Source organism: Enterobacter cloacae complex sp. S2 (assembly GCF_015159675.1).
GTDB lineage: Bacteria > Pseudomonadota > Gammaproteobacteria > Enterobacterales > Enterobacteriaceae > Enterobacter > Enterobacter intestinihominis.
Map to the genome: position 1 here is coordinate 41,951 of NZ_JADDTS010000014.1, position 23,150 is coordinate 65,100.

The 23,150-nt window shown below is 56.7% G+C and carries 21 protein-coding genes; 9 read left to right on the forward strand and 12 right to left on the reverse strand.

Annotated features, from left to right (window positions below):
• Nucleotides 1–313: 313 nt before the first annotated feature.
• From IPZ49_RS07390 to IPZ49_RS07410, 5 genes are read left to right on the forward strand one after another with little or no spacing between them, the layout of a single operon-like run.
• A complete protein-coding gene (locus IPZ49_RS07390; RefSeq protein ID WP_022649829.1) occupies nt 314–853 on the forward strand; it encodes a fimbrial protein in 540 nt (179 codons plus the stop codon).
• A 59-nt stretch (nt 854–912) separates the two neighbouring features.
• Nucleotides 913–1,641, forward strand: a complete 729-nt coding sequence (locus tag IPZ49_RS07395) for a molecular chaperone (protein WP_022649828.1) — start codon at nt 913–915, stop codon at nt 1,639–1,641.
• Between the two features lie 35 nt (nt 1,642–1,676).
• Complete coding sequence (locus tag IPZ49_RS07400) at nt 1,677–4,199, forward strand: fimbria/pilus outer membrane usher protein (protein ID WP_048965900.1); 2,523 nt, start codon at nt 1,677–1,679, stop codon at nt 4,197–4,199.
• 19 nt (nt 4,200–4,218) lie between these two features.
• Complete coding sequence (locus tag IPZ49_RS07405) at nt 4,219–5,523, forward strand: fimbrial protein (protein WP_063146852.1); 1,305 nt, start codon at nt 4,219–4,221, stop codon at nt 5,521–5,523.
• Entirely contained in the window at nt 5,523–6,224 is a 702-nt protein-coding gene (locus IPZ49_RS07410; protein ID WP_080463635.1) for a molecular chaperone, read from the forward strand. The genes IPZ49_RS07405 and IPZ49_RS07410 overlap by 1 nt, the downstream gene beginning before the upstream one ends.
• 31 nt (nt 6,225–6,255) lie before the next feature.
• Here the strand turns inward: IPZ49_RS07410 and rhaM are convergent, their stop codons facing one another.
• The 9 genes from rhaM to rhaB form a co-directional block, all read right to left on the reverse strand.
• Nucleotides 6,256–6,570, reverse strand: coding sequence for an L-rhamnose mutarotase (gene rhaM, locus IPZ49_RS07415; protein WP_022649824.1), 315 nt, complete (start codon nt 6,568–6,570; stop codon nt 6,256–6,258).
• A complete protein-coding gene (gene fucO / locus IPZ49_RS07420) occupies nt 6,567–7,715 on the reverse strand; it encodes a lactaldehyde reductase (RefSeq protein ID WP_022649823.1) in 1,149 nt (382 codons plus the stop codon). The genes rhaM and fucO overlap by 4 nt, the downstream gene beginning before the upstream one ends.
• Nucleotides 7,716–7,850: 135 nt before the next feature.
• A complete protein-coding gene (locus IPZ49_RS07425) occupies nt 7,851–8,852 on the reverse strand; it encodes an ABC transporter permease (RefSeq protein WP_046621318.1) in 1,002 nt (333 codons plus the stop codon).
• Nucleotides 8,849–9,853: an ABC transporter permease gene (locus tag IPZ49_RS07430; RefSeq protein WP_023305096.1), complete on the reverse strand. Its 1,005-nt coding sequence runs from the start codon at nt 9,851–9,853 to the stop codon at nt 8,849–8,851. Before IPZ49_RS07430 ends, IPZ49_RS07425 begins: the two co-directional genes overlap by 4 nt.
• On the reverse strand, nt 9,853–11,355 hold the full coding sequence (locus tag IPZ49_RS07435) for a sugar ABC transporter ATP-binding protein (protein WP_023305095.1): 1,503 nt from the start codon (nt 11,353–11,355) through the stop codon (nt 9,853–9,855). Before IPZ49_RS07435 ends, IPZ49_RS07430 begins: the two co-directional genes overlap by 1 nt.
• Before the next feature lie 99 nt (nt 11,356–11,454).
• The gene (gene rhaS / locus IPZ49_RS07440) at nt 11,455–12,441 is read right to left on the reverse strand and encodes a rhamnose ABC transporter substrate-binding protein (protein WP_023298909.1); all 987 of its coding nucleotides are present in this window, start codon (nt 12,439–12,441) and stop codon (nt 11,455–11,457) included.
• An 82-nt stretch (nt 12,442–12,523) separates the two neighbouring features.
• The gene (rhaD, locus tag IPZ49_RS07445; protein ID WP_022649818.1) at nt 12,524–13,354 is read right to left on the reverse strand and encodes a rhamnulose-1-phosphate aldolase; all 831 of its coding nucleotides are present in this window, start codon (nt 13,352–13,354) and stop codon (nt 12,524–12,526) included.
• Between the two features lie 121 nt (nt 13,355–13,475).
• Nucleotides 13,476–14,735 carry an L-rhamnose isomerase gene (gene rhaA, locus IPZ49_RS07450; RefSeq protein WP_022649817.1) on the reverse strand — a complete coding sequence of 420 codons (1,260 nt, stop codon included), beginning with the start codon at nt 14,733–14,735 and terminating at the stop codon, nt 13,476–13,478.
• Complete coding sequence (gene rhaB, locus IPZ49_RS07455; RefSeq protein WP_063146854.1) at nt 14,732–16,201, reverse strand: rhamnulokinase; 1,470 nt, start codon at nt 16,199–16,201, stop codon at nt 14,732–14,734. Before rhaB ends, rhaA begins: the two co-directional genes overlap by 4 nt.
• 301 nt (nt 16,202–16,502) lie before the next feature.
• On the opposite strand from rhaB, the gene rhaS (IPZ49_RS07460) reads away from it, so the two are divergent.
• Both rhaS (IPZ49_RS07460) and rhaR read left to right on the forward strand, forming a co-directional pair.
• Entirely contained in the window at nt 16,503–17,339 is an 837-nt protein-coding gene (gene rhaS / locus IPZ49_RS07460; RefSeq protein ID WP_022649815.1) for an HTH-type transcriptional activator RhaS, read from the forward strand.
• Nucleotides 17,340–17,412: 73 nt separating this feature from the next.
• Nucleotides 17,413–18,261 carry an HTH-type transcriptional activator RhaR gene (gene rhaR, locus IPZ49_RS07465; protein WP_063146856.1) on the forward strand — a complete coding sequence of 283 codons (849 nt, stop codon included), beginning with the start codon at nt 17,413–17,415 and terminating at the stop codon, nt 18,259–18,261.
• Here rhaR and rhaT read toward each other — a convergent pair whose 3' ends face one another.
• A complete protein-coding gene (rhaT, locus tag IPZ49_RS07470) occupies nt 18,262–19,296 on the reverse strand; it encodes an L-rhamnose/proton symporter RhaT (protein ID WP_022649813.1) in 1,035 nt (344 codons plus the stop codon).
• Between the two features lie 288 nt (nt 19,297–19,584).
• On the opposite strand from rhaT, the gene sodA reads away from it, so the two are divergent.
• The gene (gene sodA, locus IPZ49_RS07475) at nt 19,585–20,205 is read left to right on the forward strand and encodes a superoxide dismutase [Mn] (protein ID WP_003861999.1); all 621 of its coding nucleotides are present in this window, start codon (nt 19,585–19,587) and stop codon (nt 20,203–20,205) included.
• A gap of 66 nt (nt 20,206–20,271) precedes the next feature.
• Nucleotides 20,272–20,946, forward strand: coding sequence for a 6-hydroxyaminopurine reductase (yiiM, locus tag IPZ49_RS07480; RefSeq protein ID WP_038416933.1), 675 nt, complete (start codon nt 20,272–20,274; stop codon nt 20,944–20,946).
• Between the two features lie 99 nt (nt 20,947–21,045).
• Here the strand turns inward: yiiM and cpxA are convergent, their stop codons facing one another.
• Entirely contained in the window at nt 21,046–22,419 is a 1,374-nt protein-coding gene (gene cpxA / locus IPZ49_RS07485) for an envelope stress sensor histidine kinase CpxA (protein WP_022649811.1), read from the reverse strand.
• Nucleotides 22,416–23,114 (reverse strand): envelope stress response regulator transcription factor CpxR, encoded by a 699-nt coding sequence (gene cpxR, locus IPZ49_RS07490; RefSeq protein ID WP_003862004.1) that lies wholly within the window; start codon nt 23,112–23,114, stop codon nt 22,416–22,418. The genes cpxA and cpxR overlap by 4 nt, the downstream gene beginning before the upstream one ends.
• Between the last annotated feature and the right edge of the window lie 36 nt (nt 23,115–23,150).

A 23,150-nucleotide genomic window follows, 5' to 3' on the forward strand; every position in this document is an offset into this window, starting at 1 on the left:
TTTAGAATATTTAATCATTTGGATTATAAATAAATATGAAAGACTAATTGTTCATTTATGCGAGAATTCATTGGGTTAGGTGGGAGACGTCACGTTTAATGGCGATACTTTATCCTGTTAACCTATTTTTGTTATTCATGGAATTTATGTGTGATTACCTTGTTTTTTCGCAGGGCTGCTTATTTTTATGATTTGTTAACCTCTGAAATATATTTACACATAATTTTTATAGGGGTATGTTTGTTCTAAGAAATAATCATTATTCGCGCATTGGCTCTTATAACGATAAGGGCATGTAAAGGAGACAATAAAAATGAAAAAAAGAGTGCTGGTAGCATTTATTGTATCTGTCGGAGTAAGTGGCGCTGTCTATGCAAATAATACCGTACGTTTTTTAGGAGAAGTTACCGATCAAACCTGTACCATAAAAATTAATGGCACCGATTCTTATCCGGTTGTCCTGTTGCCTGCCGTCAGTAAAAGCGAGCTGACGGCCGCGGGGTCCAGCGCAGGGCAAACGCCTTTCACTGTGACGTTGAGCGGCTGCGATGTTACTGCGACGTCGTCATCTTCGGCAGGCGTACGTTTTGTCAGTAATTATCTGGACGGTAACAACCTAAAAAATATCGCGGCGGCAAGCCCGGCGACGAACGTTGCTATTCAGCTACTTGAAGGCACGACCGAGCTGGACTTCACCAGCGGCATAGCAAAAACGTCTATGCAGACGGTAGGTGGAACGAGCGGTCCAGACTCTGTCTCCTTTGATATGGCTGCACGTTACTACTCTTCTGCTGGCGGGGCTACGGCCGGAGCAGTAGAAGCGCAAGCACAGTTCGCAATTACCTATTTGTAACTCTTTTAGGCGCTACTTAACGTAGCGCCATTTATTCCCTATTAATTAGGGAGGTGTATATGCTGTACACTAATAAATGCTGTTTTATTGCTGTAATGGCATTTTTGTCTTCTATTTTTATATCGAACATAGCATCTTCCAGTGTTATTCTTAAAGGTAATAGAATAATTTATTCTGCCGATGCAAAAGATAAGGTTGTAGAATTTTCTAACAATGGTGATACACCGATGCTGGTGCAGGTGTGGCTGGATAAAAATAACCCAGATTCAACGCCAGACACAGCGGATGCACCTTTTATCGTCACGCCACAAATATTTCGGATTAATGCGCTGAATGGTCATGCGCTGCGGCTAAAATTTACAGGGCAGACCCAACAGCTCCCACAGGATCGCGAGTCCGTGTTCTGGTTTAATTATTTGCAATATCCCGCCATTAAATCGTCCGATCTTGCACAGAATCGCCTGGCATTGATTGTAAAAAGCCGGCTCAAAGTATTTTATCGCCCGCCCGGTCTGCGCGGCGACGCCAGTCAGGCTCTGACGCAACTTCAGGTGCAGCGTAAAGGAAATATGCTGACGTTACAAAACCCTACGCCATGGCATATTTCACTGCGCAACGCGCTGTTAACCCGAGGTGAGAAATCTACGGCGGTTGGCCAATCGGTGATGATTCCACCATTTGGCGACACACGCTGGGTTTTAACCGATCCGGTGGCCACATCTGTCACGGTTTACGCCATGAATGATTATGGCACGGCGGTGAGCCACACCTTCACGCTGCCTCGCTAGAAGTCGACATGGAAAGAGTGGGCAGGGAGGGTTTTATGCTCCGACATCGCGCGTATCCCCGGTGTTGTCTGTTTGTCTCGACGCTGACGTTAATCAGCGCCTCTTTCGTGCAAGCGCAAGAAGCGTATGTCTTTGACGCGTCGCTACTTCGCGGGTCTGGCCTGAATAAGGTTGATATTGAACAGTTAAACCAGGATTCAATGATCAAGCCCGGCAGTTATACACTGGATCTATATGTTAACGGTACGCTGGCCGCGAGGGATGACATCGTATTTACAGCCGTGGAACATCGCGTAATGCCGTGTTTTAGCTGGGGTACCTTAAAAAAGATTGGGCTGAAATCGTTGCCGGAAGAGCCTGGAGAAGGCTGCTATCGTCCGGACAATGCGCTTTTTTCCGGCATCACGGTGAGCAGCGTGATGTCGCAAATGCGTGTTGATTTTTCGGTACCACAAACCCTGCTGGATAAACTGCCGCGAGGAGGAATACGTGAAGAGAGCCTGGAGTCCGGAGAAAGTATGCTCTTTCTCAACTACATGGCTAACCAGTACCACGTCACGCAAAAGCAGGATGGCGGTGGCACGACAGACTCCACTTACCTGAACCTGAATGGCGGGTTAAATCTGGGACTGTGGCGCTATCGTCAGCAGTCTGCGCTCAACTATGACAGCGATCTGGGCAGCCATTGGACAACAACGCGGCGCTATGTCCAGCGAGCGATTGTGCCGCTGCGCAGTGAAATGATGATTGGCGAAGGCTACACCGACGGCAGATTTTTTTCCGGGATCAGCTTTCGCGGCGTGCAGCTCACCTCCGATACCCGAATGCGTCCGGAATCTCAGCGCGGCTACGCGCCAGTGGTGCGTGGGATTGCGCGAACCAACGCCAAAGTGACCATTCGCCAGGGCAACAACACGCTCTATGAAACCACGGTCGCGCCCGGTGCGTTTGCGATTGACGATCTTTATCCCACTAATTACGCAGGCGATCTGAACGTCATTGTCACGGAAGCGGATGGGAGTGAAAGTACGTTTAACGTACCCTTTTCCGCGCTGGCGGAATCCATGCGCGCGGGGTTTTCGGAATACAGTGCGACAGTGGGGCGCGTGCGGGACGTGGGCAACAATGACGAATTCAGTGAAATTGTCTGGCAGCACGGGGTAACGAATGCGCTCACTATCAATGCGGGCAATCAACTGGCAAACGGCTATCAGGCGTTTATGCTCGGCGGCGTTTACAGTTCCACGCTGGGCGCATGGGGGATGGACAGCACTTTCTCGCGCGCACGGCTGAACAGCGACGATTACCAAACCGGCTGGATGTCCAGGCTCAACTACAGTAAACATTTTCCACAGACGGGGACGTCGGTTGCGTTGGCGGGCTACCGCTACTCTACAGGCGGCTATGCTGAGCTGTACGATGTGCTCGGTTCACGCGCTGCGCATAATGAGGAGTGGCAATCCTCCACCTGGCGGCAGCGCTCCAGGGTTGAGCTTTCGGCCAGCCAGGCGCTGGACTGGTTGGGTAATATTAATCTTTCCTTCTCTTCACAGGACTATCGCGACCAGAAAAGCCGCGATAAGCAGCTTCAGGCCAGCTGGAGTAAGGCATTTGCCTACGGCATATCGGTGAACCTTACGGCGGCGCGCACCCGACGAATCACCCCATCTTCACAAAACGGCATGGGGAACGCCGTCGACTGGAGCGACGCCTGGCAGGCAAAAACGCAAACGCTGTGGTCATTATCGTTTTCTATTCCGCTTGGGCAGAGTCGCTACTCGCCAATGCTTTCGATTAGCGCTAACCATAGTGATGATGACGGCGGAGATTATCAGTCGACGCTTAGCGGGGTGATGGGTGAGCGCGATCCGCTGAGCTACAGCCTCAACTACGCCACAAACGATCGCGGGGAGCAGTCCGTCTGGGGAGCAAATTTTCAGAAGAATTTCCCTTGGGCCAGCGGCGGCGCGTCGTGGTCTTCCTCCAGCGATTACTGGCAGGCGTCGGCATCGTTACAGGGGGCACTGGTATTGCATCGTGGAGGTATCACGCCGGGACCGTATCTTGGTGACACCTTCGCATTAATTGAAGCACCCGGTGCGGATGGCGCACGGATATCCGGCGGGCAAGGGGCACAGGTGAACGCGTTTGGCTATGCGCTTGCACCATCGTTGGTGCCTTATCAGTTCAATACTGTCAGCCTGGACCCGCAAGACATGGCCGACGATGTGGAACTCCAGACATCGGTTCAGCGTGTTGCGCCATTCGCCGGGGCGATGGTTCGCCTGCGCTACACCACGCTTCAGGGACAGGCCATGTTGATCACTGCGCAGAGGCTGAAAGGTGAGGTTATCCCGATGGGGGCTGCCGTTTACGATGAGTATGACAACAGCATTGGCATGATGGGGCAGGCGAGTCAGCTCTATTTTCGCGCCAGCGACGAGAAAGGCATATTGCGGATTAAGTGGGGGGAGGCCCAGCAGGAAAGCTGTCGAATAGCCTGGCAAAATACGCAGCCGTCGGAACCGTTACGGGTATTAACGTTGCCTTGCCGTTAAGCCCACCAGGGAGGAAATCATGAACAGACTACGTTTTGTCGTCGCGGCATTTTGCCTGATGAGCGTGGCGGCGTTTGCCCAGTGCGAAAAAGGGCCAAAATTCGAGCACACCGAAGAGGACGGAATGGGGACAGGGCTTGCGCTGGGGCGTATCAATGTCAGCAGCATTGACGTTCAGCCGGAAGGTACAGTTTTGGCTAGTAGCGTGGTGCGCTTCTCTGATAATCCGCTCTATAGCAGCCCCGATAATATTTTGTGGGTCTGCGATATTAGCGATAAAAATAACATCTTCGAAATCATTGCCACTAACGGAGATGACCGTTACGGCGGCTACTGGGATATGGGGCAGGCAAGCGGTAATCCGAATGTTTACGGCACCTTATTTAAAAAAGTCGGGGTGCGTTTAACGCACCTTAACTCAGGCACTGTGTTTACCCGAAATTATCAACGGATACCGATGACCCGTTACGCGGTCTCAGACGATGGCAAAAAAATTTATATTCGGGTCAAGGATTTTAGCCCCATTCGCGCCGAGGCGATTCGTCTCAGCGCAGATGTTCCCACCAACACGGGAGCTGGAACCTGGTGTGGCGCTCCGGTGAGTAGCGGCAGCTATAGCTGTAATCAGCCCAATGGCTACGTCAGTTTTTGTTCGCCGGGCAGTAAAAATAACGATGCTTACTGTGATTCCGGAGACTCGGCAACCAGTTACACCGGGTGGGGTTACGATAACTGGATGGCGTTAAACATGGGAACGGCACCTGTCTCAACGCTGACCACCATCGCTACGTGCGTGGCGAAAAACGTCACGCCTGTGGTCGTGTTCCCTTCTGTTACGCGAACTGAGCTGGAAAGCGGCAAAGCGGCGCAAGCCAATTTCAGCGTGACGGTTCGTTGTGAAAATACAGCTGTCGGCGGTGTGGCGCAAAACCAGACGGCGCTGGGGTTACAGGTGCCTTACGAAAGCTTTCTCGCCGCGCAAACTCTTGGGCTGGTAAACAGCAGCGGCGGGGTGAGCCATCTCCTTTCCGAGAATTACGGACAAACCGGTATGGCAAGGGGAGTGGGGATACAGATTGCTAATGCCAGCGACGGTATAGTTCGCCAGTTCCTCGGTTGGGATCGCTGTACGACCACCAGTTGCGCAACGGGCAATAGCGGTGGCTGGTATCCCGTCAATGTAGGGGCAACCCGAATTGCAGGATCAGGGAATACCCAGGACTACCTGATTAACTTTAATGCTTCACTGGTGCGTTTACCTGACGAGGCGATCGCTGCCGGTAAGGTAGATGCCAGGGCGTATGTTTGGGTGAAAGTGCAATGATGCGTATTTCTCTGTTAATGCTATGGATGCTTGTGTCCTGGCCCTGCGCAGCGGGCATTATTGCCTCCGCAACGCGTGTGATTTTTCATGAAGGCGAAGCGCAACAGAGTCTGATGCTGGTGAATACCAATCCGTGGCCGGTAGTCGTGCAAACCTGGGTGGATGATGGCGATATCAATCGCGAACCGGGAAGTGTTAAAACGCCGTTTGTTGCGGTGCCGCCGTTGTTTCGTCTGGAGCCTAAGGGAGTACAAGGGCTACGTATCATGCACAACAAAGCGCGTATGCCCACTGACCGGGAATCGGCATTCTGGCTGAACATCTATGAAATCCCGCCTACCGGAAGTGTTGCCACACAACAACAAAGCATGGTGCTGACGATGAATACACAGATGAAAATATTCTGGCGTCCGGCGTCGCTCAACAATCCAGAAAGCGCGTGGGCGCGATTAACCTTTCATCGCGAGGGTTCTGTGCTGGTTTGTCATAATGATTCGCCTTACTTTGTCTCTTTTGCGGGCATTAACTTTAAGGCAGGCGAAAAGCTGTATCCGGTGACACAACTACCCGACATGATGGTTGCCCCCTTCGGGGAGAAGCGCTACGCCTTTGCCGCCAATGCCCCCTTCTCCGGGCAGGTGCAGGGGGAGTTAATCGACGACAACGGTAATAGCGCTGTTTATAACTGGCCGGTTAAATAACGCGACCCGACACAATATGCCGGGCCATGGCTCAGTCCAGGTAAAACACCTCGTTCAGCTCCGCACTCACCGGGCTGTTGTCCGGGTTAGACGGCATAACGTCAGCCATATGTTTCCACCAGCGCTGGCAGACGTCGGTGTTTGCCACCGCGTTCCAGCGCTCCTCCGATTCAATCTCCACTGTCGCAAACAGCAGGTTGCGGGCTTTGTCGAGGTAAATGGCGTAGTGGTGCGCGCCGTGGGCTTTCAATACCGCTTCCAGCTCAGGCCAGATCGGGTTGTGGCGGCGCGCATACTCCTCGTGCGCATCCGGGTTTACCTGCATCACAAACGCTTTGCGGATCATAATGCCTCCAGGTACAGCTCGCGGACCTCATCGCGGCTGGCGGTACGTGGGTTGCACGGCGCGCACGGGTCAGCGAGCGCTTTATCCAGCCAGCCTTCAATATCGGCTTTGGTGACGCCGAGCTGGCTAAATCCGGACGGAATGCCGACCCGGGCGCTCAGATCGCGAATCGCCTGAATGGCGGACATGCTGGCCGCTTCGTCGCTCATGCCGCGCGTGTCAACGCCCATCGCCTGCGCCACACGGGCGAATCGGGCGACCGCGTTCGGGCGGTTAAAGTTTTCGATGATCGGCAGCAGGATGGCGTTGCACACGCCGTGCGGCAGGTTGTGCGTCGCGCCCGGCTGGTGCGCCAGAGCATGCACCAGCCCCAGCCCGGCGCTGTTAAACGCCATGCCCGCCAGATACTGCCCAAAAGCCATCTGCTCGCGCGCTTCCAGGTTGTGACCGTCGTCGACCGCTTTCGGCAGCCAGAGGTTGATCAGACGAATGGCTTCCAGCGCGTTGGCATCGGTCAGTGGGTGCGCGCCCACGGAGACGTAAGCTTCAATGGCGTGGGTTAGCGCGTCCATGCCGGTTGCGGCGGTCACGGAGGCCGGAATATCGAGCATCACGCTGGCATCGTCCACGGCGATATCCGGGATGATGTTCGGATCGATTATCACCTCCTTCACCTGGCGCGCGGAGTCGATGATCACCGCGTTGCTGGTCATCTCTGCTGCCGTGCCTGCGGTGGTGTTGATCGCCACAAGCGGTACGCCCGCGTTTTTTACTTTGCCGACGCCGGAGTAATCGGTTGACGGACCGGGGTTGGCGGTGAGGATTTTGATCGCCTTGGCGGTATCAATCGGGCTGCCGCCGCCAAAGGCAATCAGGTAATCACACTCCGCATCCTGATATGCCGCATAGCCTTTTTGCACCAGCGCTTCCGTCGGATTCGGGAATACCTCATCGAACAGGTGATACGACATCTGATGGGCGTCCAGCGCGGAAAACAAACTGTCGAGCAGGCCCAGCTTCACTAACTGGCCGTCGGTGACAATCAGCGCTTTTCCCCACTGCTTGTTTGCCACCAGATTGACCATATCGCCGATCGCGCCCGCGCCGTGCAGGCTGATTTTGGGGAGTGCCAACATAAAGCTCATGATAATTCTCCTTAATATGCTTTTGAGGTAATCCGTTCCCCTCACCCTAACCCTCTCCCCGGAGGGGAGAGGGGACTGCTCGGTGCGGCTTTTCACCCTCTCCCCTCAGGGGAGAGGGCAGGGGTGAGGGGCAATTTAATTCCGTCTTCGCTGCATCATCCGGCGGGTAATAATCGGCAGCGAAATCACCACGATTAGCATCGCGCCGATAATCACCGACATCACAATGCCGGGCACGTTGAGCAGGCTCAGGCCGAAGGTCACCAGCCCCATCAGGAAGGCGGCGATAATCACGCCCACCATGCTGCCGGACCCACCGAGAATATTGACGCCGCCGAGCACCGCCATCGTCACCACCGCCAGCTCCCAGCCCATCGCGATGGTCGGGCGGGTGCTGCCCAGACGCGAGGTAAGCAGCACCGACGCCAGGCCGGACATCAGCCCAACCAGCGCGAAGAGGATCAGGTTGTGGCGCTTCACGTTGATGCCGGAGTACCACGCGCCGGTCGGGTTGTTGCCGATGGCGTAGGTGCGGCGGCCAAAGTTGGTGCGGTGCAGCACAAAGGCAAACAGAGCGGCCAGCACGATAAACAGCGCGAATTCAAACGACAGCGCGCCCCAGACGTAGCCCTGGCCGAACCAGGCGAAGCTCTCAGGGTAGCTGTTCAGCGCCTGGTCCCCGAGCAGAATGTAGGTGATCCCGCGGTACAGGCTCATGGTGCCGATGGTGATGACGATGGACGACAGGTTAAAGCGCGTCACCAGAATGCCGTTGAACAGCCCGCACAGTAGCCCGACGCCTAATCCGACGCAGACCAGCAGCGGCGTATCGACGCCCGCCGCAGCGCAAAAGCCCATCACCGTGGAGCTGAGCGCGATGGTGGAGGCTACCGACAGGTCAATTTCCCTGGCGATAATCAGCATCGCCATCGGCAACACGATGATCGCTTTTTCGGTGAAGTTGAACGTCGCGTCGGAGAGGTTCCAGATATTGAGGAAGTAGGGTGAGGCGAGCGCGTTCACCACAAACACCGCCAGCGTCACCGCCAGCAGGAAGCCCTCCCAGCACAGCAGACGCTGGAAGAAGCCCGGCGCAGAAGTGGGTTTGATTGCTTCAGATGTCATCATTTTACTCATGATTTCACCGCCAGTTTCTGACGTGCCAGCGCCGCATCGCGCAGTATCAATCGGCCTTTACGTTTATTGCCGCGCTCGTTCAGCAGCACCGCTATCACAATTACCGTGCCGGAAATCGCCATCTGCCAGAACGGGGAGACGCCGATCACCGGCAGGGCGTTGTTAATCACCCCGAGGAACAGTGCGCCAAACAGACAGCCGAGCACGCGCCCGGTGCCGCCCATGGTGCTGATCCCCCCAATCACACAGGCTGCCACCACCTGCAATTCAAAACCGTTAGCGACGTCAACATACGCAACGGCAAAGCGCGATATCCACAGGTAGCCGCAGAACCCGGCCAGCAGACCGGAAAGGCAGAAACTAATGAACTGCATTTTTCCGGCGTTGATCCCGGTGTAGTACGCTGCCGTGGCATTACCGCCTGCGGTGTAGAGCGCTCGTCCGGTGCGGCTGTAGCGCAGGAAGTAGCCCACCAGCAGCAGCGCGGCGATGGCGCACCAGCTCAGCACCGGCAAGCCCAGCACTGACGCACGTGGCAGGCCGAGGAAATCTGTACCCATCTGGTTTGAGTTCACCCAGCCGCCGCCGGAGAGCAAAAAGATCATTCCACGGTAGATGCTCATAGTACCGAGCGTTACCACAATCGCCGGAATGCCCAGCTTCCACACCAGCAGGCCGTTTATCGCGCCCATCAGCAGCCCAAGCACGCTGGCAAGGATCAGCAGCGCCCAGACGGGCACGTCCGGGTAATGGAAATTAATCAGGGCGACAATCATCCCGGTCAGGGCCAGATTGGCCGCCATCGACAGGTCGATGCCTTTCGTGAGCAGCACCATCATCTGCCCGAGCGCGAGGACGATCAGAATGGCGGTGTCGTTAAACATCTCCACCAGGTTGCCCGGCGCGATAAACGATGGCACGCGGCTGCCAATGGCGACGATCATCAGGATAATCACCGCGCCCAGCAGGGCTTCGCGGTGTTTTAAGAGTGAGCTAAGCATTATGCCGCCTCCTGTTTTGCACCGCTGGCGGCGCTGACGATGGTTTCCGCCGTCGCGTCTCCCGCCTGGTACTCGGCCACCATCAGCCCCTCGTGCATGACGATAATGCGATCCGCCATGCCCATCACTTCCGGCAGTTCGGACGAGACCATAATTACCGCCAGCCCCTGACTGACCAGCTCGGACATAAACTGATGCACGGCTGCTTTTGAGCCGATATCGATGCCTTTTGTCGGCTCATCGAGGATAATCACGTCAGGGTGCGTCGCCAGCCATTTGCCGATCACGACCTTTTGCTGGTTGCCGCCAGAGAGGGTCTCCACCGCCTGCTTCCAGCTGAAGGCTTTCACTTGCAGGCGTTTGGCGTACTCGTCCGCCAGCTTCCATTCACGGTCGTCATGCAGCACACCGTTCGGATTGAGCTTGCTGAGCTGAGGCAGGCTGATGTTCTGGGCAATCGGCAGGGCGATAATCGCCCCCTGTTTCTGTCTTTCTTCCGGCACGCAGACGATACCGGCTTTGATCGCATCCGCAGGCTGGCGGAAGCGCCGGGGCTGTCCGTTGAGGATAATTTCCCCGGACGATGGCCGCGTGACGCCGGAAAGCGCCTGCATCAGCTCGGTACGCCCGGCCCCCACCAGCCCGTAAAAGCCGAGGATTTCCCCTTTACGCAGGGAGAACGAGATATGCGCAAATTCGGTCGGATGGCAGAGGTTTTTCACCTCCAGCACCGTCTCGCCTTTTTCGCAGTCGATTTTAGGGAAAGTTTGGGTAATGGCGCGCCCGACCATCATCGACACCATCCGCTCCTCGGTGATCTCATTTATTGCACCTGCACCGACGAACGCGCCGTCGCGCAAAATAGTGTAGTGATCGGCCAGCTCAAAAATCTCGTCGAACTTGTGGGAGATAAACAGGATGGCTTTGCCCTCCTGCTTTAAGCGCTCCACAATCTGGTAAAACTCGAGGATTTCATGCTGCGACAGCGCCGCCGTCGGTTCATCGAGGATCACCACCTGCGCCTCAAACGACAGCGCGCGGGCAATCGCCACCATGTGACGCTGGGCGATGCTCAGGGTTTTCAGCGTCGCGCGCGGGTCGATTTGCACTTCCAGCCGCGTGAGGATCGCCTGCGCCCGGCGGTGCATTTCCGGCCAGTCGAGCTTTTTCAGGAAGCCTTTGTGAAGGTACTGACCGACAAAAATATTCTCGGTGACCGAGAGTTCATCAAACAGCACGGTTTCCTGGTGAATGGCGGTGATGCCCATTTTATGCGCCGACTCCGGCGTCGGGAGATGAACGGGGATCGCTTTATAGAGAATTTCGCCCTCGTCGGGCTGGTAAATGCCGGTCATCACTTTGACCAGCGTCGACTTGCCCGCGCCGTTTTCGCCTATAAGCGCCGTCACTTTGCCGGGCCACAGCGCAAGCTGCACGTTCTCAAGAGCACGCACGCCGGGGAACACCTTGGTGATGCCAGAAAGCTGTAGCAATGGGGTCATGATAGTTCTCCTGGACAGAGGAATTTGTAGGGCGGGTAAGCGGCAGCGCCACCCGCCTTTTGCCGGATGGCGCTACGCTTATCCGGCCTACAAATTGCATCAAAAGATTTTCGAGAACTTATCAATATTGCTGGCATCGTAGACGAACGGCTCGGCCATCGCGCCGTTGCCGTCAGCATCCAGCTTCACTTTGCCCAGTCTGCCCATGCTGGCCTCACCTTTCGTGGCCGTGCCTTTCACCAGGTCATCCGCCAGGTAGGTTGCCGCATAGCCGAGGTCGATCGGGTTCCAGATGGCAAAGCTCTTGCTCGCGCCGGACTTCACCGCGCCCGCCATCTCGGACGGCAGGCCTAAACCGGTGACGTACACTTTGCCAATCTTGCCCTGGTCCTTCACCGCCTGCGCAGCGGCCACAATGCCCACGGACGATGGCGAAACAATCACTTTCAGTTCGGGGTAGGTTTTCAGCAAGCCGACCGCTTCGCGGTAGCTTTTGTCAGAGAGATCGTCTCCGTAGGCCACGGTCACCAGATTGACGGACGGGTACTTCGGCAGCACCTTTTTCATCTCCGCAATCCAGGTATTCTGGTTGGTGGAGGTTGGCGTGGCGCTCAGCACCGCCACGTCGCCCTTCTCCACGTTCAGCGCTTTCAGCGCGTCGGCGGCGAGCTTCACGTTGGTTTCGCCAATCAGGGCATTATTGGACGGGTTGAGGTGGATCTGGCGTCCGGCTTTCGCCACCCCGGAGTCCCACGACACAACCTTAATGCCGCGCTGCATCGCTTTTTTCAGCACCGGCACGACGGCGTCCGGATCGTTCGCGGAAATCGCGATCGCATCCACGCCCTGGGCGATCAACCCGTTCAGCACCTCGATCTGCGCTTCCGCCGTGGTGGTGGTCGGGCCGGTATAAATCACTTTCACATCGCCTAACTCTTTGGCCGCCTCCTGCGCGCCGACGTTCGCTGCCTCGAAGAATCCATTTCCTAAGGACTTCGCCACCAGGGCGATTTTCACTTCTGCTAAAGCGGAACCGGACAACGCCAGAGCGGCAACGGTGAGGATCAAGCTTGCTTTTATTTTCATTGCTTTTACTCCACTGACTTGAGTTAGTTGTAGGGATTGCAGGTGGTTTTCGCCCCGTCTCAATGAGCGGGGCGCGATGTTGTTATTGGTAAAGATCTAACGCCGACTGCATGGGGGTGACGCCAAAGCGTTTGCCCAGGGCGATCAGCTCTTCCCGGGTGATGGTCTGCTTCATGCCGCCCATGGAATAGACCTTCACCAGCACTTCCGCGGATTTCTCAGCGGTGTCGATCAGGCCGAAGGTTTCATCCAGCGTCGGGCCGCTGCCGAAGACGCCGTGGAACGGCCACAGCACCAGTGAGTGCTTCTGCATGTCCGTTGCGGTTGCCTGACCGATTTCGTCGGTGCCCGGCACCATCCACGGCAGAATGCCGACGCCGTCCGGGAACACCACCAGACACTCGGTACTGCCTTCCCACAGTTTGCGGGTGAAGAAATCAGAATTATTTTCCAGCACGTAGGTCAGGGCGATCAGGTTGGTGGCGTGGCAGTGCATGATCACGCGGTCCTTGCCATTGGTCGCCTTGATGCGCTCGCAGTGGGAGAGGAAGTGCGCCGGGAGTTCGGATGTCGGTACCGCGTCGTCCGTTAGCCCCCACAGAATGTGGTAGCCCGCACCGTCGCTGTCCACTTTCACCACGCCAAGGTTGGCCTGCGGGTCGAGCTGGACGTTGCGGAAGAACTTCCCGGAACCGGTGACGATAAACGGCGTGTTGGCGAGCAGCGGCATCGGCTGGCTCAGGGCGATATAGCGCGGCTTCTGGTGGAAATCGGCGGCAAATGGCTCGATATCCGCGTCGTCCAGGCGTAGCGTCAGGTTGCCGCCGTTGCGCTCATCCCAGCCTTTGAGCCAGGCGTCAGAGGTGGCTTTGATCATGCCCTGGACGAACCAGGAAGTGGTGATGGTCTGCATAGTTTTCATTTCCAGTTATCGCGGTGAGGTTGAACCCCTCACCCTAACCCTCTCCCCAAAGGGGAGAGGGGATGGTTTGCTCCCTCTCCCCTTTGGGGAGAGGGCAGGGGTGAGGGGGCAGTTACCCGCGCTGACTCAACACGTCTTCCTCATATGCCCGCACGTTGTCCAGCCACTGGCTGCCCGCAGGCGCATCGTGACGCTGGCAGTACATCTCCCACACCGCCTGCCACGGCAGGGATTTCTGCTCTTCCAGCAGCGCCAGGCGCGCGGTGTAGTCGCCGTTTTCTTCCAGCTGTTTCAGGGCGGCGACAGGCTCCAGCAGCGCGCGCAGCAGGGCTTTCTTCATGTTGCGGGTGCCGATAACCCACGCCGCGATGCGGTTGATGGAGGCGTCGAAGAAGTCGAGGCCAATGTGTACGCGGTCAAAGAGGTCGTGGCGGATGATTTCGCTGGCAATGGCCTGGGTTTCGTCATCCAGCAGCACCACGTGGTCGCTGTCCCAGCGCACCGGGCGGCTGACGTGCAGCAGCAGACGCGGCACGTAGAGCATGGCGGCGGAAATTTTGTCGGAGATCACCTCGGTTGGGTGGAAATGGCCGGCATCCAGGCACAGCGCGGTCTGGCGGCTGGTGGCGTAACCCATGTAGAACTCGTTTGAGCCCACGGTGTAGCTCTCTGCGCCAATGCCGAACAGCTTGCTCTCGACGGCGTCGATGTGGTGCGCCGGGTCCAGTTTTTCGCTGATAGCTTCATCCAGCGCGGCCAGCAGACGCTGACGCGGGGCCAGTCGGTCTACGGTGATGTCCTTCATGCCGTCCGGGATCCAGATATTCATTACCGATGGCGTGCCAAGCTGCTCGCCGAAATACGCCGAGACGCGGCGGCTGGCTTTGACATGGTCGATCCAGAACTGGCGGATTTCGTCGTTGGCGTGCGCAAGGGTAAAGCCGTCCGCGCTCAGCGGGTGCGAGAAGCAGGACGGGTTAAAATCCAGACCCAGCCGGTTGGCCTTCGCCCACTCCACCCAGTTCTTAAAGTGTTCCGGTTTGATTTCGTTACGCGCGACCGGCTCGTCGGATTCGAGATAAATGGCGTGCAGGTTCAGGCGCTTTGGCCCGGGGATCAGGCTCAGCGCCAGTTCCAGATCCGCACGCAGTTCGGTGGCGTTGCGCGCTTTGCCCGGGTAGTTACCCGTGGCCTGAATACCCCCCGTCAGGGAACCGCCCGGGTTCTCGAAACCGGCGACGTCATCACCCTGCCAGCAGTGCATGGAGACGGGCAGACGGTCGAGCTGGCGCAGCGCCTCTTCGACATCCACGCCGACGGCGGCGAAACGCTGTTTAGCCAGGTCCCAGGCTTGTTCAAGTTGAGTGGTCATGCGCAAAGCTCCTTAGTCAGTCGTTTTTGCTGAAACTGCGCCCGGTAGCGGGCAATTTCATGGCAGGGATGGGGGGTGAAGGTGGTCAGGCTGTTATTCGCCGTCACCACCGAACGGAAATCGTCGACGTTTGAAAGTTCGTCCAGGGTCATCAGCTGAATGCCGATATTGCCGAGCGTGGAGGCTTCAATCGGACCTGCCACCACGGTAATGCCGCAGGCATCCGCGCAGAGCTGGTTCAGCAGCTGGTTCTGGCAGCCGCCGCCCACGATATGCAGTTGTGTGAACGGTTTGCCGCGAAGGTCAGCCAGCTCGCTCAGGATGTCGGCATACAGCAGGGCGAGGCTGTCAAAAATGCAGCGTGCCAGCTCGGCGGGGCGGGAAGGTACCGGCTGCCCCGCTTCAAAACAGGCGGCCTGGATTTCGGCGCTCATGTGCACCGGGTTGATAAAGCGATCGTCGTTCGGGTTGATCAGAAAGGTGCAGGCCTTCAGCGTTTCGGCTTCCGCGATAAGCGCGGGCAGGTCGGTGATGGCCTGCTCTTTCAGCACCCGCTGGAGCAGCCACAGCCCCATGATGTTCTTCAGCACCCGGTAGCGGCCTTCGGCACCGCCTTCGTTGGTGATGTTCGCCGCCATCGCGGCATCGCTGGTGTACGGGGTTTTGCTCTCGAAGCCCATCAGCGACCAGGTGCCGGAAGAGAGATAGGCCGCATCTTTGTCGGCGAGCGGCGAGGCAATGACCGCGCTCGCGGTGTCGTGACTGGCGACGGCGACAACAGGGATTTCATTCCCCTGCGGGCAAAGCCAGTGACCGATCACATTGCCCGGATGGGTTGGCGCGCCGAACCAGGACGGCGAGGCGCCCGTCCAGGCCAGCAGATGTTCATCCCAGTTATCGGTGTTGATGTTGACCAGCTGCGTGGTGGTGGCGTTGGTGTATTCCCAGTTCATATTGCCGGTCAGACGGTAGCTTAAGTAGTCCGGGATCAGCAGCGCATGCGCCACCTTTTCGACCAGCTCAGGCTGTTGCTCAACCAGCGCACGTAGCTGATACAGCGTGTTAAACGGCAGGAACTGGATGCCACTGCGACCATAGATGTTCTCCTTGCCAAGCTGCGCGATGGCGTGCGCCATCAGCCCATCGGTGCGGCTGTCGCGGTAGGAGACCGGCAGGCCGACGCGTTCGCCGTGACTGTCCAGCAGCACGTAATCCACACCCCAGGTATCAATGCCGATACTGTCGATGCGAATACCGTCTTCGCAGACGTTGTGAAGTCCGGTGCGAATCTCTGCTTCCAGGGCGTCGATATCCCAGGTAACAAAACCGTCCTGTTTTTGCAGACAATTGGCGAAACGGTGCATTTCGCGAAGCGTAAGGGTGTGCAGGTCGCAGTCCCAGGTGGCGAGCATTACACGGCCGCTGGATGCGCCTAAATCGACAGCCACACAATGGCGAAAAGTCATGGTCGGGTCCTTTCTTAAGTCATTAGCGAGGAGTGTAAGAAAGGGAAGAAATAGCCACCTTCTCGCCACTGACAGCCCAAATCTCGCGCTGGCAAGAAAGCAAAGATGAACGTGAGGGAGTTCACAGTTTCCAGTAATCGCGGGGTTTGCAGGCAGTGTGACGCTGACCGCATTTCCCGATCTTTCCGCCTGTTTCTTGAAAAACCGGCAGCTTTTGCGCGGTTTTCTGTCAAAAATTTAAGGTGAGCGGGGAAGGCCTTAATTACTATTTTGAGAACTTTTCTCATTGGTAGAGGCCGTTATGACCGTACTGCACAGCGTCGATTTTTTTCCTTCGGGGGCTTCGCCGGTTGCGATTGAGCCACGGCTGCCTCAGGCTGCGTTCCCGGAACATCATCATGATTTTCATGAAATTGTGATTGTTGAGCACGGAACGGGCATCCACGTGTTTAATGGTCAGCCGTATACCATCAGCGGCGGTACGGTGTGCTTCGTGCGCGATCACGACAGGCACCTGTATGAACATACCGATAACCTGTGCCTGACCAATGTGCTCTATCGTTCTCCGGATGCGTTTCAGTTTCTCTCCGGGCTGAATCAGCTGTTGCCGCAGGAGAAGGACGGCCATTATCCGTCGCACTGGCGGGTGAATCAGTCCACGTTGCAGCAGGTGCGTCAGCTGGTAAGCCAGATGGAGCAGAGCGAGGATGGACAGGAGACGCACGCCATTGCTACCCGCGAGATGCTGTTTATGCAGCTGCTGGTGCTGCTGCGGCGCAGCAGCCTGGTGGAAGGGCTGGAAAATAACGACGCGCGCCTGAATCAGCTGATGGCCTGGCTGGAAGATCATTTTGCCGAAGATGTCTGCTGGGAAACGCTGGCGGATGACTTTTCGCTCTCGCTGCGCACGCTGCATCGTCAGCTCAAGCAGCATACCGGGCTGACGCCGCAGCGCTACCTCAACCGTCTGCGCCTGATCAAAGCGCGTCACCTTTTAAGACACACGGATGAAAGCGTCACGGATATCGCCTATCGCTGCGGTTTCGGCGACAGTAACCACTTTTCAACGCTGTTTCGTCGGGAATTTAGCTGGTCGCCGCGCGATATCCGTCAGGGGAAAGACGCGTTGCTTCAGTAACGCGAGGGCAGTCACCGTTTTTTTACCGCAGAAAGGCTAATAATGTCCGGTTATTCGCCGTCGAGGTTGTGGTGTGGCTGCTCAGTTAATTCTTCGTAAAGATGATTTTTTTGCCTCCGCGAGTCAGGCCGTCGCGGTGGCGGACCGCTATCCGCAAAACGTCTTTGCCGAGCATACCCACGAGTTCTGCGAGCTGGTGCTGGTGTGGCGGGGCAACGGCCTGCACGTCCTCAACGACCGTCCCTACCGCATCACGCGCGGAGACCTGTTCTACATCCGCGCCGAAGATAAACACTCTTACGCCTCGGTTAACGATCTGGTGTTGCAGAACGTCATCTACTGCCCTGACAGGCTTAAACTGAATGTCGACTGGGCGGGCAATATCCCCGGTTTTCATGATGCCAGAGGCGAACCGCACTGGCGCTTAAGCAGCAACGGCATGGCTCAGGTGCGCCAGACGATTTCCCAGCTGGAGCAGGAGAGCCAGAAGAGCGATCCGGTGGCAAACCAGATGTCGGAGCTGCTTTTTGCCCAGCTGGTGATAACCCTGAAGCGCCATCGTTACGCTACGGATAATCCCTCTGCCACCACGCAGGAAGCGCTGCTGGATAAGCTCATCACCCGGCTTGCGGGCAGTCTTAACAAGAGTTTCGTGCTGGAAAAATTCTGCGAGCAGGAGCAGTGCAGCGAGCGCGCGCTGCGCCAGCAGTTCCGCACCCAGACGGGGATGACGGTAAACCACTATCTGCGCCAGCTGCGCATCTGCCACGCTCAGTATCTGTTACAGCATACGGAGCTGATGGTGAGTGAAGTGGCGATGCGCTGCGGCTTTGAGGACAGTAACTACTTTTCGGTGGTGTTTAACCGTGAGGTGGGGATGACGCCGGTTCAGTGGCGTCATCGCAGTCGAAAGGCAGCGTAATCAGTTCGCCATGCCGAGGCCGACGATATTGGCCGCAATAATAATCACCACGCAGCCCAGGCTCAGCACGCCAACCGGACGACGCCCGGCGTTGTTCCACTCTTTCAGCACCAGCCCAACCAGCCCGCCGCACAGCACGTAGAAGCTCATGTGCAGCATCCAGCTCATGTAGTCATACTGCGCCGGAATACTGGCGTGACCCCAGGCGTAGAAGAAGAATTGCAGATACCACATCAGACCGCCGAGGGCGGAAAGCAGGACGTTGGTGACGATCAGCGGTTTTGCCAGCGAGAAGTCGGCTTTTACCGACAGATTCTTCACTTTTGCCAGACGAATGAAGCAAAAGCCGAGGTTTACCAGTGCGCCGCCGCCCATGATCACCACGTAGCTTGGCAGGGCAACGTACAGCGGGTCGACGCCCAGCGCCGCAGCGGCGTCGTGCATCGGTTTGGCGGCGTTCATCGCGAACGACATGCCCGCCGAGAAGACGCCGCACATCACCGCCAGTAGCAGCCCTTTCTTCAGGTTGAACTCTTCGGCTTTGATGCCCATCTTGCGTTCTTTCAACTGGCCCGCGCGGGTGACAATTCCCACGCCGATCACCGCTACCAGCACGCCCAGCAGCGTCATTCGCCCACCCTGGGTGTTGATCAGCACATCGAAGTTGCCGTTGAGGATTGGCGTCATCAGGGTGCCAACAATCAGCGTAATGCCGATCGCGATGCCAATCCCCATCGACATGCCGAGGTAGCGCATGGTGAGGCCGTAGTTGATATTACCGATACCCCACATCGCGCCGAACAGGAATACCGGCAGCAGGGTGGAGGCGTTGAAGGAGGAGAAGTAGCCCCAGAAATCGGGCAGCAGCATGGCGCTGATTGTCCACGGCAAAATCAGCCAGGACACGGTACCGCCAACGGACCACATGGTTTCCCATGACCAGCCTTTCACCTTTTTAAACGGGGCATAGAAACAGGCTGCACTGGCCGCGCCTATCAAATGCCAGAAGATACCCATCGTAATCGCATGATTCATTTTTACATCCTCATCGTTTTTATAGCCGGAGGCTTCCCGCCGACTTGATGAGTGTAAAAATTAGGCGGTTTGGGAACCTTCAGAAGGTTGCCGCACTTTTGTTTTGAATGGCAATCAGCACGTTAACCGCGTGAGCAGACTCACAATTCCTTCATTTCTCAAAAACCGAATAACCTTATAAAAACTACGGCATTGATAATCATTTTCAATATCATTTAATTAACTATAATGAACCAACTGCTTACGCGGCATTAACAGCTGTGCCGCCCGACAATAATGGAGAGGATTATGAGTTATACACTGCCATCCCTGCCGTATGCCTACGACGCACTGGAACCGCATTTCGACAAGCAGACGATGGAAATCCATCACACTAAACATCACCAGACCTACGTGAATAACGCGAATGCTGCGCTGGAAAGCCTGCCAGAGTTCGCTAATCTGCCTGTTGAAGAGCTGATCACCAAACTGGACCAGCTGCCAGCAGACAAGAAAACCGTGCTGCGCAACAACGCGGGCGGTCACGCTAACCACAGCCTGTTCTGGAAAGGCCTGAAAACCGGCACCACCCTTCAGGGCGACCTGAAAGCGGCTATCGAGCGTGACTTCGGTTCCGTTGACAACTTCAAAGCGGAATTCGAAAAAGCCGCTGCAACCCGTTTCGGCTCTGGCTGGGCGTGGCTGGTCCTGAAAGGTGACAAACTGGCGGTCGTTTCAACCGCAAACCAGGACTCCCCGCTGATGGGTGAAGCTATCTCTGGCGCATCCGGCTTCCCAATTCTGGGTCTGGACGTGTGGGAACACGCATACTACCTGAAGTTCCAGAACCGTCGCCCTGACTACATCAAAGCCTTCTGGGATGTAGTGAACTGGGACGAAGCAGCAGCGCGTTTCGCCGCTAAAAAATAAGGTTGCATTGACGCCTGTGAGAAGCGAGTCTGATGACTCGCTTTTTTTGTATCTGAAGGAGTGGAGATGCATTACCCGGTGAATGTGTTTACAGGCAAGGTAAGGGAGTACGAAGGCAGTCGCCCTAGCGCTATCGCCAAAGTGCAGGTCGACGGTGAGCTGACGCTTACCGAGCTTGGTCTGGCGGGCGACCAGCAGGCCGAAAAGAAAATCCACGGCGGGCCCGATCGCGCGCTGTGCCACTATCCGCGCGAGCACTATCAGCACTGGAAAACCGAATTTCCTGAACAGGCGGACCTTTTCGTCGCCCCCGCGTTTGGCGAAAATCTCTCAACGGAAGGGCTGACGGAGAAGAACGTCTTTATTGGCGATATTTATCGCTGGGGCGATGCTCTGATTCAGGTCACCCAGCCGCGCTCGCCGTGCTTCAAGCTTAACTACCATTTTGGCATTCAGGATATGTCGGCCCAGCTGCAAAACGCGGGTAAAACCGGCTGGCTGTATCGCGTTGTGCAGGCGGGACAGGTTTCGGCGGATGCGCCGATTGAGCTGGCTTCGCGCCTGAGTGAGGTGTCGGTATTCGAGGCCTGTGCCATTGCCTGGCATATGCCGTTCGACGATGAACAGTTTCACCGCCTGCTGTCAGCGGCAGGATTATCCACCAGCTGGACCAGAACGATGCAGAAGCGGCGGATAAGCGGCAAGATCGAGAGCAGTTCGCGGAGATTGTGGGGGAAATAATTGCCCCTCACCCCGGCCCTCTCCCCAAAGGGGCGAGGGTGAAAAGACCGCACCGAGCCGTCCCCTCTCCCCTATGGGGAGAGGGTTAGGGCGAGGGGATTACGAACGCTTATACAGCGGCAGCCACAGCGTTAGCCGCAGCCCGCCCAGCGGGCTGTCATCGGCTTTCACCCAGCCACGGTGCTGCTGCATGGCGGTTTCAACAATCGCCAGACCCAGCCCCGTACCGCCAGATTCACGGTCGCGCGCCTCGTCGGTACGGTAGAACGGACGGAAAATCTGCTCGCGATCTTCCGGGCTGACGCCTGGACCGTCGTCGTCCACGATGATAGTGATCCCGTCTTTATCCACCGAAAACGCCACTTCAATCTTCGTGTGCGAGTAGCGCAGGGCGTTACGCACGATATTCTCCAGCGCGCTTTCCAGCGTGTTGGGGTTACCGTACAGCGGCCACGGGCCCGGCGGGAAATTGACGGTGAAGGATTTGCCCATCTGTTCCGCTTCGAAGGCCGCGTTGTCCAGCACCTCATGCCAGAGGTGATTGGCTTTCACCGTTTCGCTCACCAGCGCGTTTTTCTGCTGATTACGCGACATCACCAGCAGATCGTTGATCATGCTGTCCAGGCGATGCGCTTCCGTCTCAATACGCTCCAGCTCTTTGCTCTCACCGCTGCGACGGCGCAGCAGGGCGGTACCCAGCTGTAAACGCGTGAGCGGCGTCCGCAGCTCGTGGGAGATATCCGACAGCAGACGTTGCTGGGCCGTCATCATTCGATCAAGCGCGCTCACCATCTGGTTAAAACTGGTTCCGGCGGCCAGGAACTCCTGCGGCCCGGATTCCAGCTCCGGATGCTGCCTCAGGTTGCCCTGCGCCACTTCGTCCGCCGCGTTTTTCAGCTTACGCGCCGGTTTCGCCAGGCTCCACGCCAGCCATAACAGCAGCGGGGAACTAACCAGCATGGTGACAATCAACAGCAACAGCGGACGGTCAAATAGCAGGTTGATGAAGTCGGACTGGGAACTGCTCGCGGGGCGAATCAGGTAGAGCTGGTAGTTATCTTCCCCATCCCGCACCGAGAAAGGGCCCACCATTTCTACCCGACCATATTTCTTTTTCTGCGGGTGATCGGCGTTATCCGCCTGGCCAATAAAGTTGCGGATAATCTGCATTTCATTGCGATCGGCCCCAATCACGCGGCCTTCACTAGTGACCAGTAAAAGACGTTGTCCGGGGGGCGCCCACTTGTCGATAGCGCGAAACAGCCTGCGCCACCACATTAAATCGTTCGGCGGATCGTTTGCCAGCTCCGCTTCCACGTGCTGCTCGATCATCACGCCCTGACGTTGCTCGCTGTCGAGCAGCTCCGTCATTTGGCGTGAGTCGAGTTTTGGCAACATCAAAACGAGCATTAAAACCAGTGCCAGCGTCAGCCAGAAGATGGCGAAGATGCGGGCGGTTAAGCTGCCTATCATGAAGCGGAAACCATCAGATAACCGCGACCACGCAGAGTTTTAAACCAGGGGTGACCGTCTTTACGCTCCGGCAGTTTACGGCGCAGGTTCGAGATATGCATATCGATGGCGCGGTCAAACGGGGTAAGGCGTTTGCCCAGCACTTCCTGGCTCAAGTGTTCACGCGACACCACCTGGCCGAGATGCTGCGCCAGCAGATACAGCAGGGTGAACTCGGTGCCGGTTAGCTCCAGCGTTTCACCGTCGAAGCTCGCTTCCTGGCGGCCCGGGTTCAGGCTCAGGGAGTCCACTTCCAGCGTAGGTGAGCTGTTGTCGGTATTCTGCTGCTGCTCGCTCCAGTGAGAGCGGCGCAGGATCGCGCGAATACGGGCCACCAGTTCACGGTCGTTGAACGGCTTAGGTAAATAGTCATCCGCACCCAGCTCAAGGCCGAGTACGCGGTCAAGCTCGCTGCCGCGCGCGGTCAGCATAATGACGGGGGTCTGGTGTGTCTGGCGAAGCTCTTTCAACGTATCAATACCGTTTTTCTTCGGCATCATGACGTCGAGCAAAAGTAAATCGATGCTGTCGTCAAGGAGACTCAGCGCCTGTTCCCCATCATGGGCAACCAGGACGTTGAAACCTTCCATGTCGAGCAACTCCTTTAAAAGAGATGTGAGCTCTCGGTCATCATCAACTAACAGGATTTTATTCATTGTTTAAATACCTCCGAGGCAGAAATTACGACATCA

Bases quoted from the DNA above. Each gene is read 5' to 3' on its own strand.
- IPZ49_RS07390 (WP_022649829.1), top strand. From the start codon at position 314: ATGAAAAAAAGAGTGCTGGTAGCATTTATTGTATCTGTCGGAGTAAGT.
- yiiM (WP_038416933.1), top strand. From the start codon at position 20,272: ATGCATTACCCGGTGAATGTGTTTACAGGCAAGGTAAGGGAGTACGAA.
- IPZ49_RS07435 (WP_023305095.1), bottom strand. From the start codon at position 11,355: ATGACCCCATTGCTACAGCTTTCTGGCATCACCAAGGTGTTCCCCGGC.
- rhaS (WP_023298909.1), bottom strand. From the start codon at position 12,441: ATGAAAATAAAAGCAAGCTTGATCCTCACCGTTGCCGCTCTGGCGTTG.
- rhaA (WP_022649817.1), bottom strand. From the start codon at position 14,735: ATGACCACTCAACTTGAACAAGCCTGGGACCTGGCTAAACAGCGTTTC.
- IPZ49_RS07405 (WP_063146852.1), top strand. From the start codon at position 4,219: ATGAACAGACTACGTTTTGTCGTCGCGGCATTTTGCCTGATGAGCGTG.
- fucO (WP_022649823.1), bottom strand. From the start codon at position 7,715: ATGAGCTTTATGTTGGCACTCCCCAAAATCAGCCTGCACGGCGCGGGC.
- rhaS (WP_022649815.1), top strand. From the start codon at position 16,503: ATGACCGTACTGCACAGCGTCGATTTTTTTCCTTCGGGGGCTTCGCCG.
- cpxA (WP_022649811.1), bottom strand. From the start codon at position 22,419: ATGATAGGCAGCTTAACCGCCCGCATCTTCGCCATCTTCTGGCTGACG.
- IPZ49_RS07395 (WP_022649828.1), top strand. From the start codon at position 913: ATGCTGTACACTAATAAATGCTGTTTTATTGCTGTAATGGCATTTTTG.
- IPZ49_RS07425 (WP_046621318.1), bottom strand. From the start codon at position 8,852: ATGAGTAAAATGATGACATCTGAAGCAATCAAACCCACTTCTGCGCCG.
- rhaB (WP_063146854.1), bottom strand. From the start codon at position 16,201: ATGACTTTTCGCCATTGTGTGGCTGTCGATTTAGGCGCATCCAGCGGC.
- IPZ49_RS07430 (WP_023305096.1), bottom strand. From the start codon at position 9,853: ATGCTTAGCTCACTCTTAAAACACCGCGAAGCCCTGCTGGGCGCGGTG.
- IPZ49_RS07400 (WP_048965900.1), top strand. From the start codon at position 1,677: ATGCTCCGACATCGCGCGTATCCCCGGTGTTGTCTGTTTGTCTCGACG.
- rhaD (WP_022649818.1), bottom strand. From the start codon at position 13,354: ATGCAGACCATCACCACTTCCTGGTTCGTCCAGGGCATGATCAAAGCC.
- IPZ49_RS07410 (WP_080463635.1), top strand. From the start codon at position 5,523: ATGCGTATTTCTCTGTTAATGCTATGGATGCTTGTGTCCTGGCCCTGC.
- sodA (WP_003861999.1), top strand. From the start codon at position 19,585: ATGAGTTATACACTGCCATCCCTGCCGTATGCCTACGACGCACTGGAA.
- rhaM (WP_022649824.1), bottom strand. From the start codon at position 6,570: ATGATCCGCAAAGCGTTTGTGATGCAGGTAAACCCGGATGCGCACGAG.
- rhaT (WP_022649813.1), bottom strand. From the start codon at position 19,296: ATGAATCATGCGATTACGATGGGTATCTTCTGGCATTTGATAGGCGCG.
- cpxR (WP_003862004.1), bottom strand. From the start codon at position 23,114: ATGAATAAAATCCTGTTAGTTGATGATGACCGAGAGCTCACATCTCTT.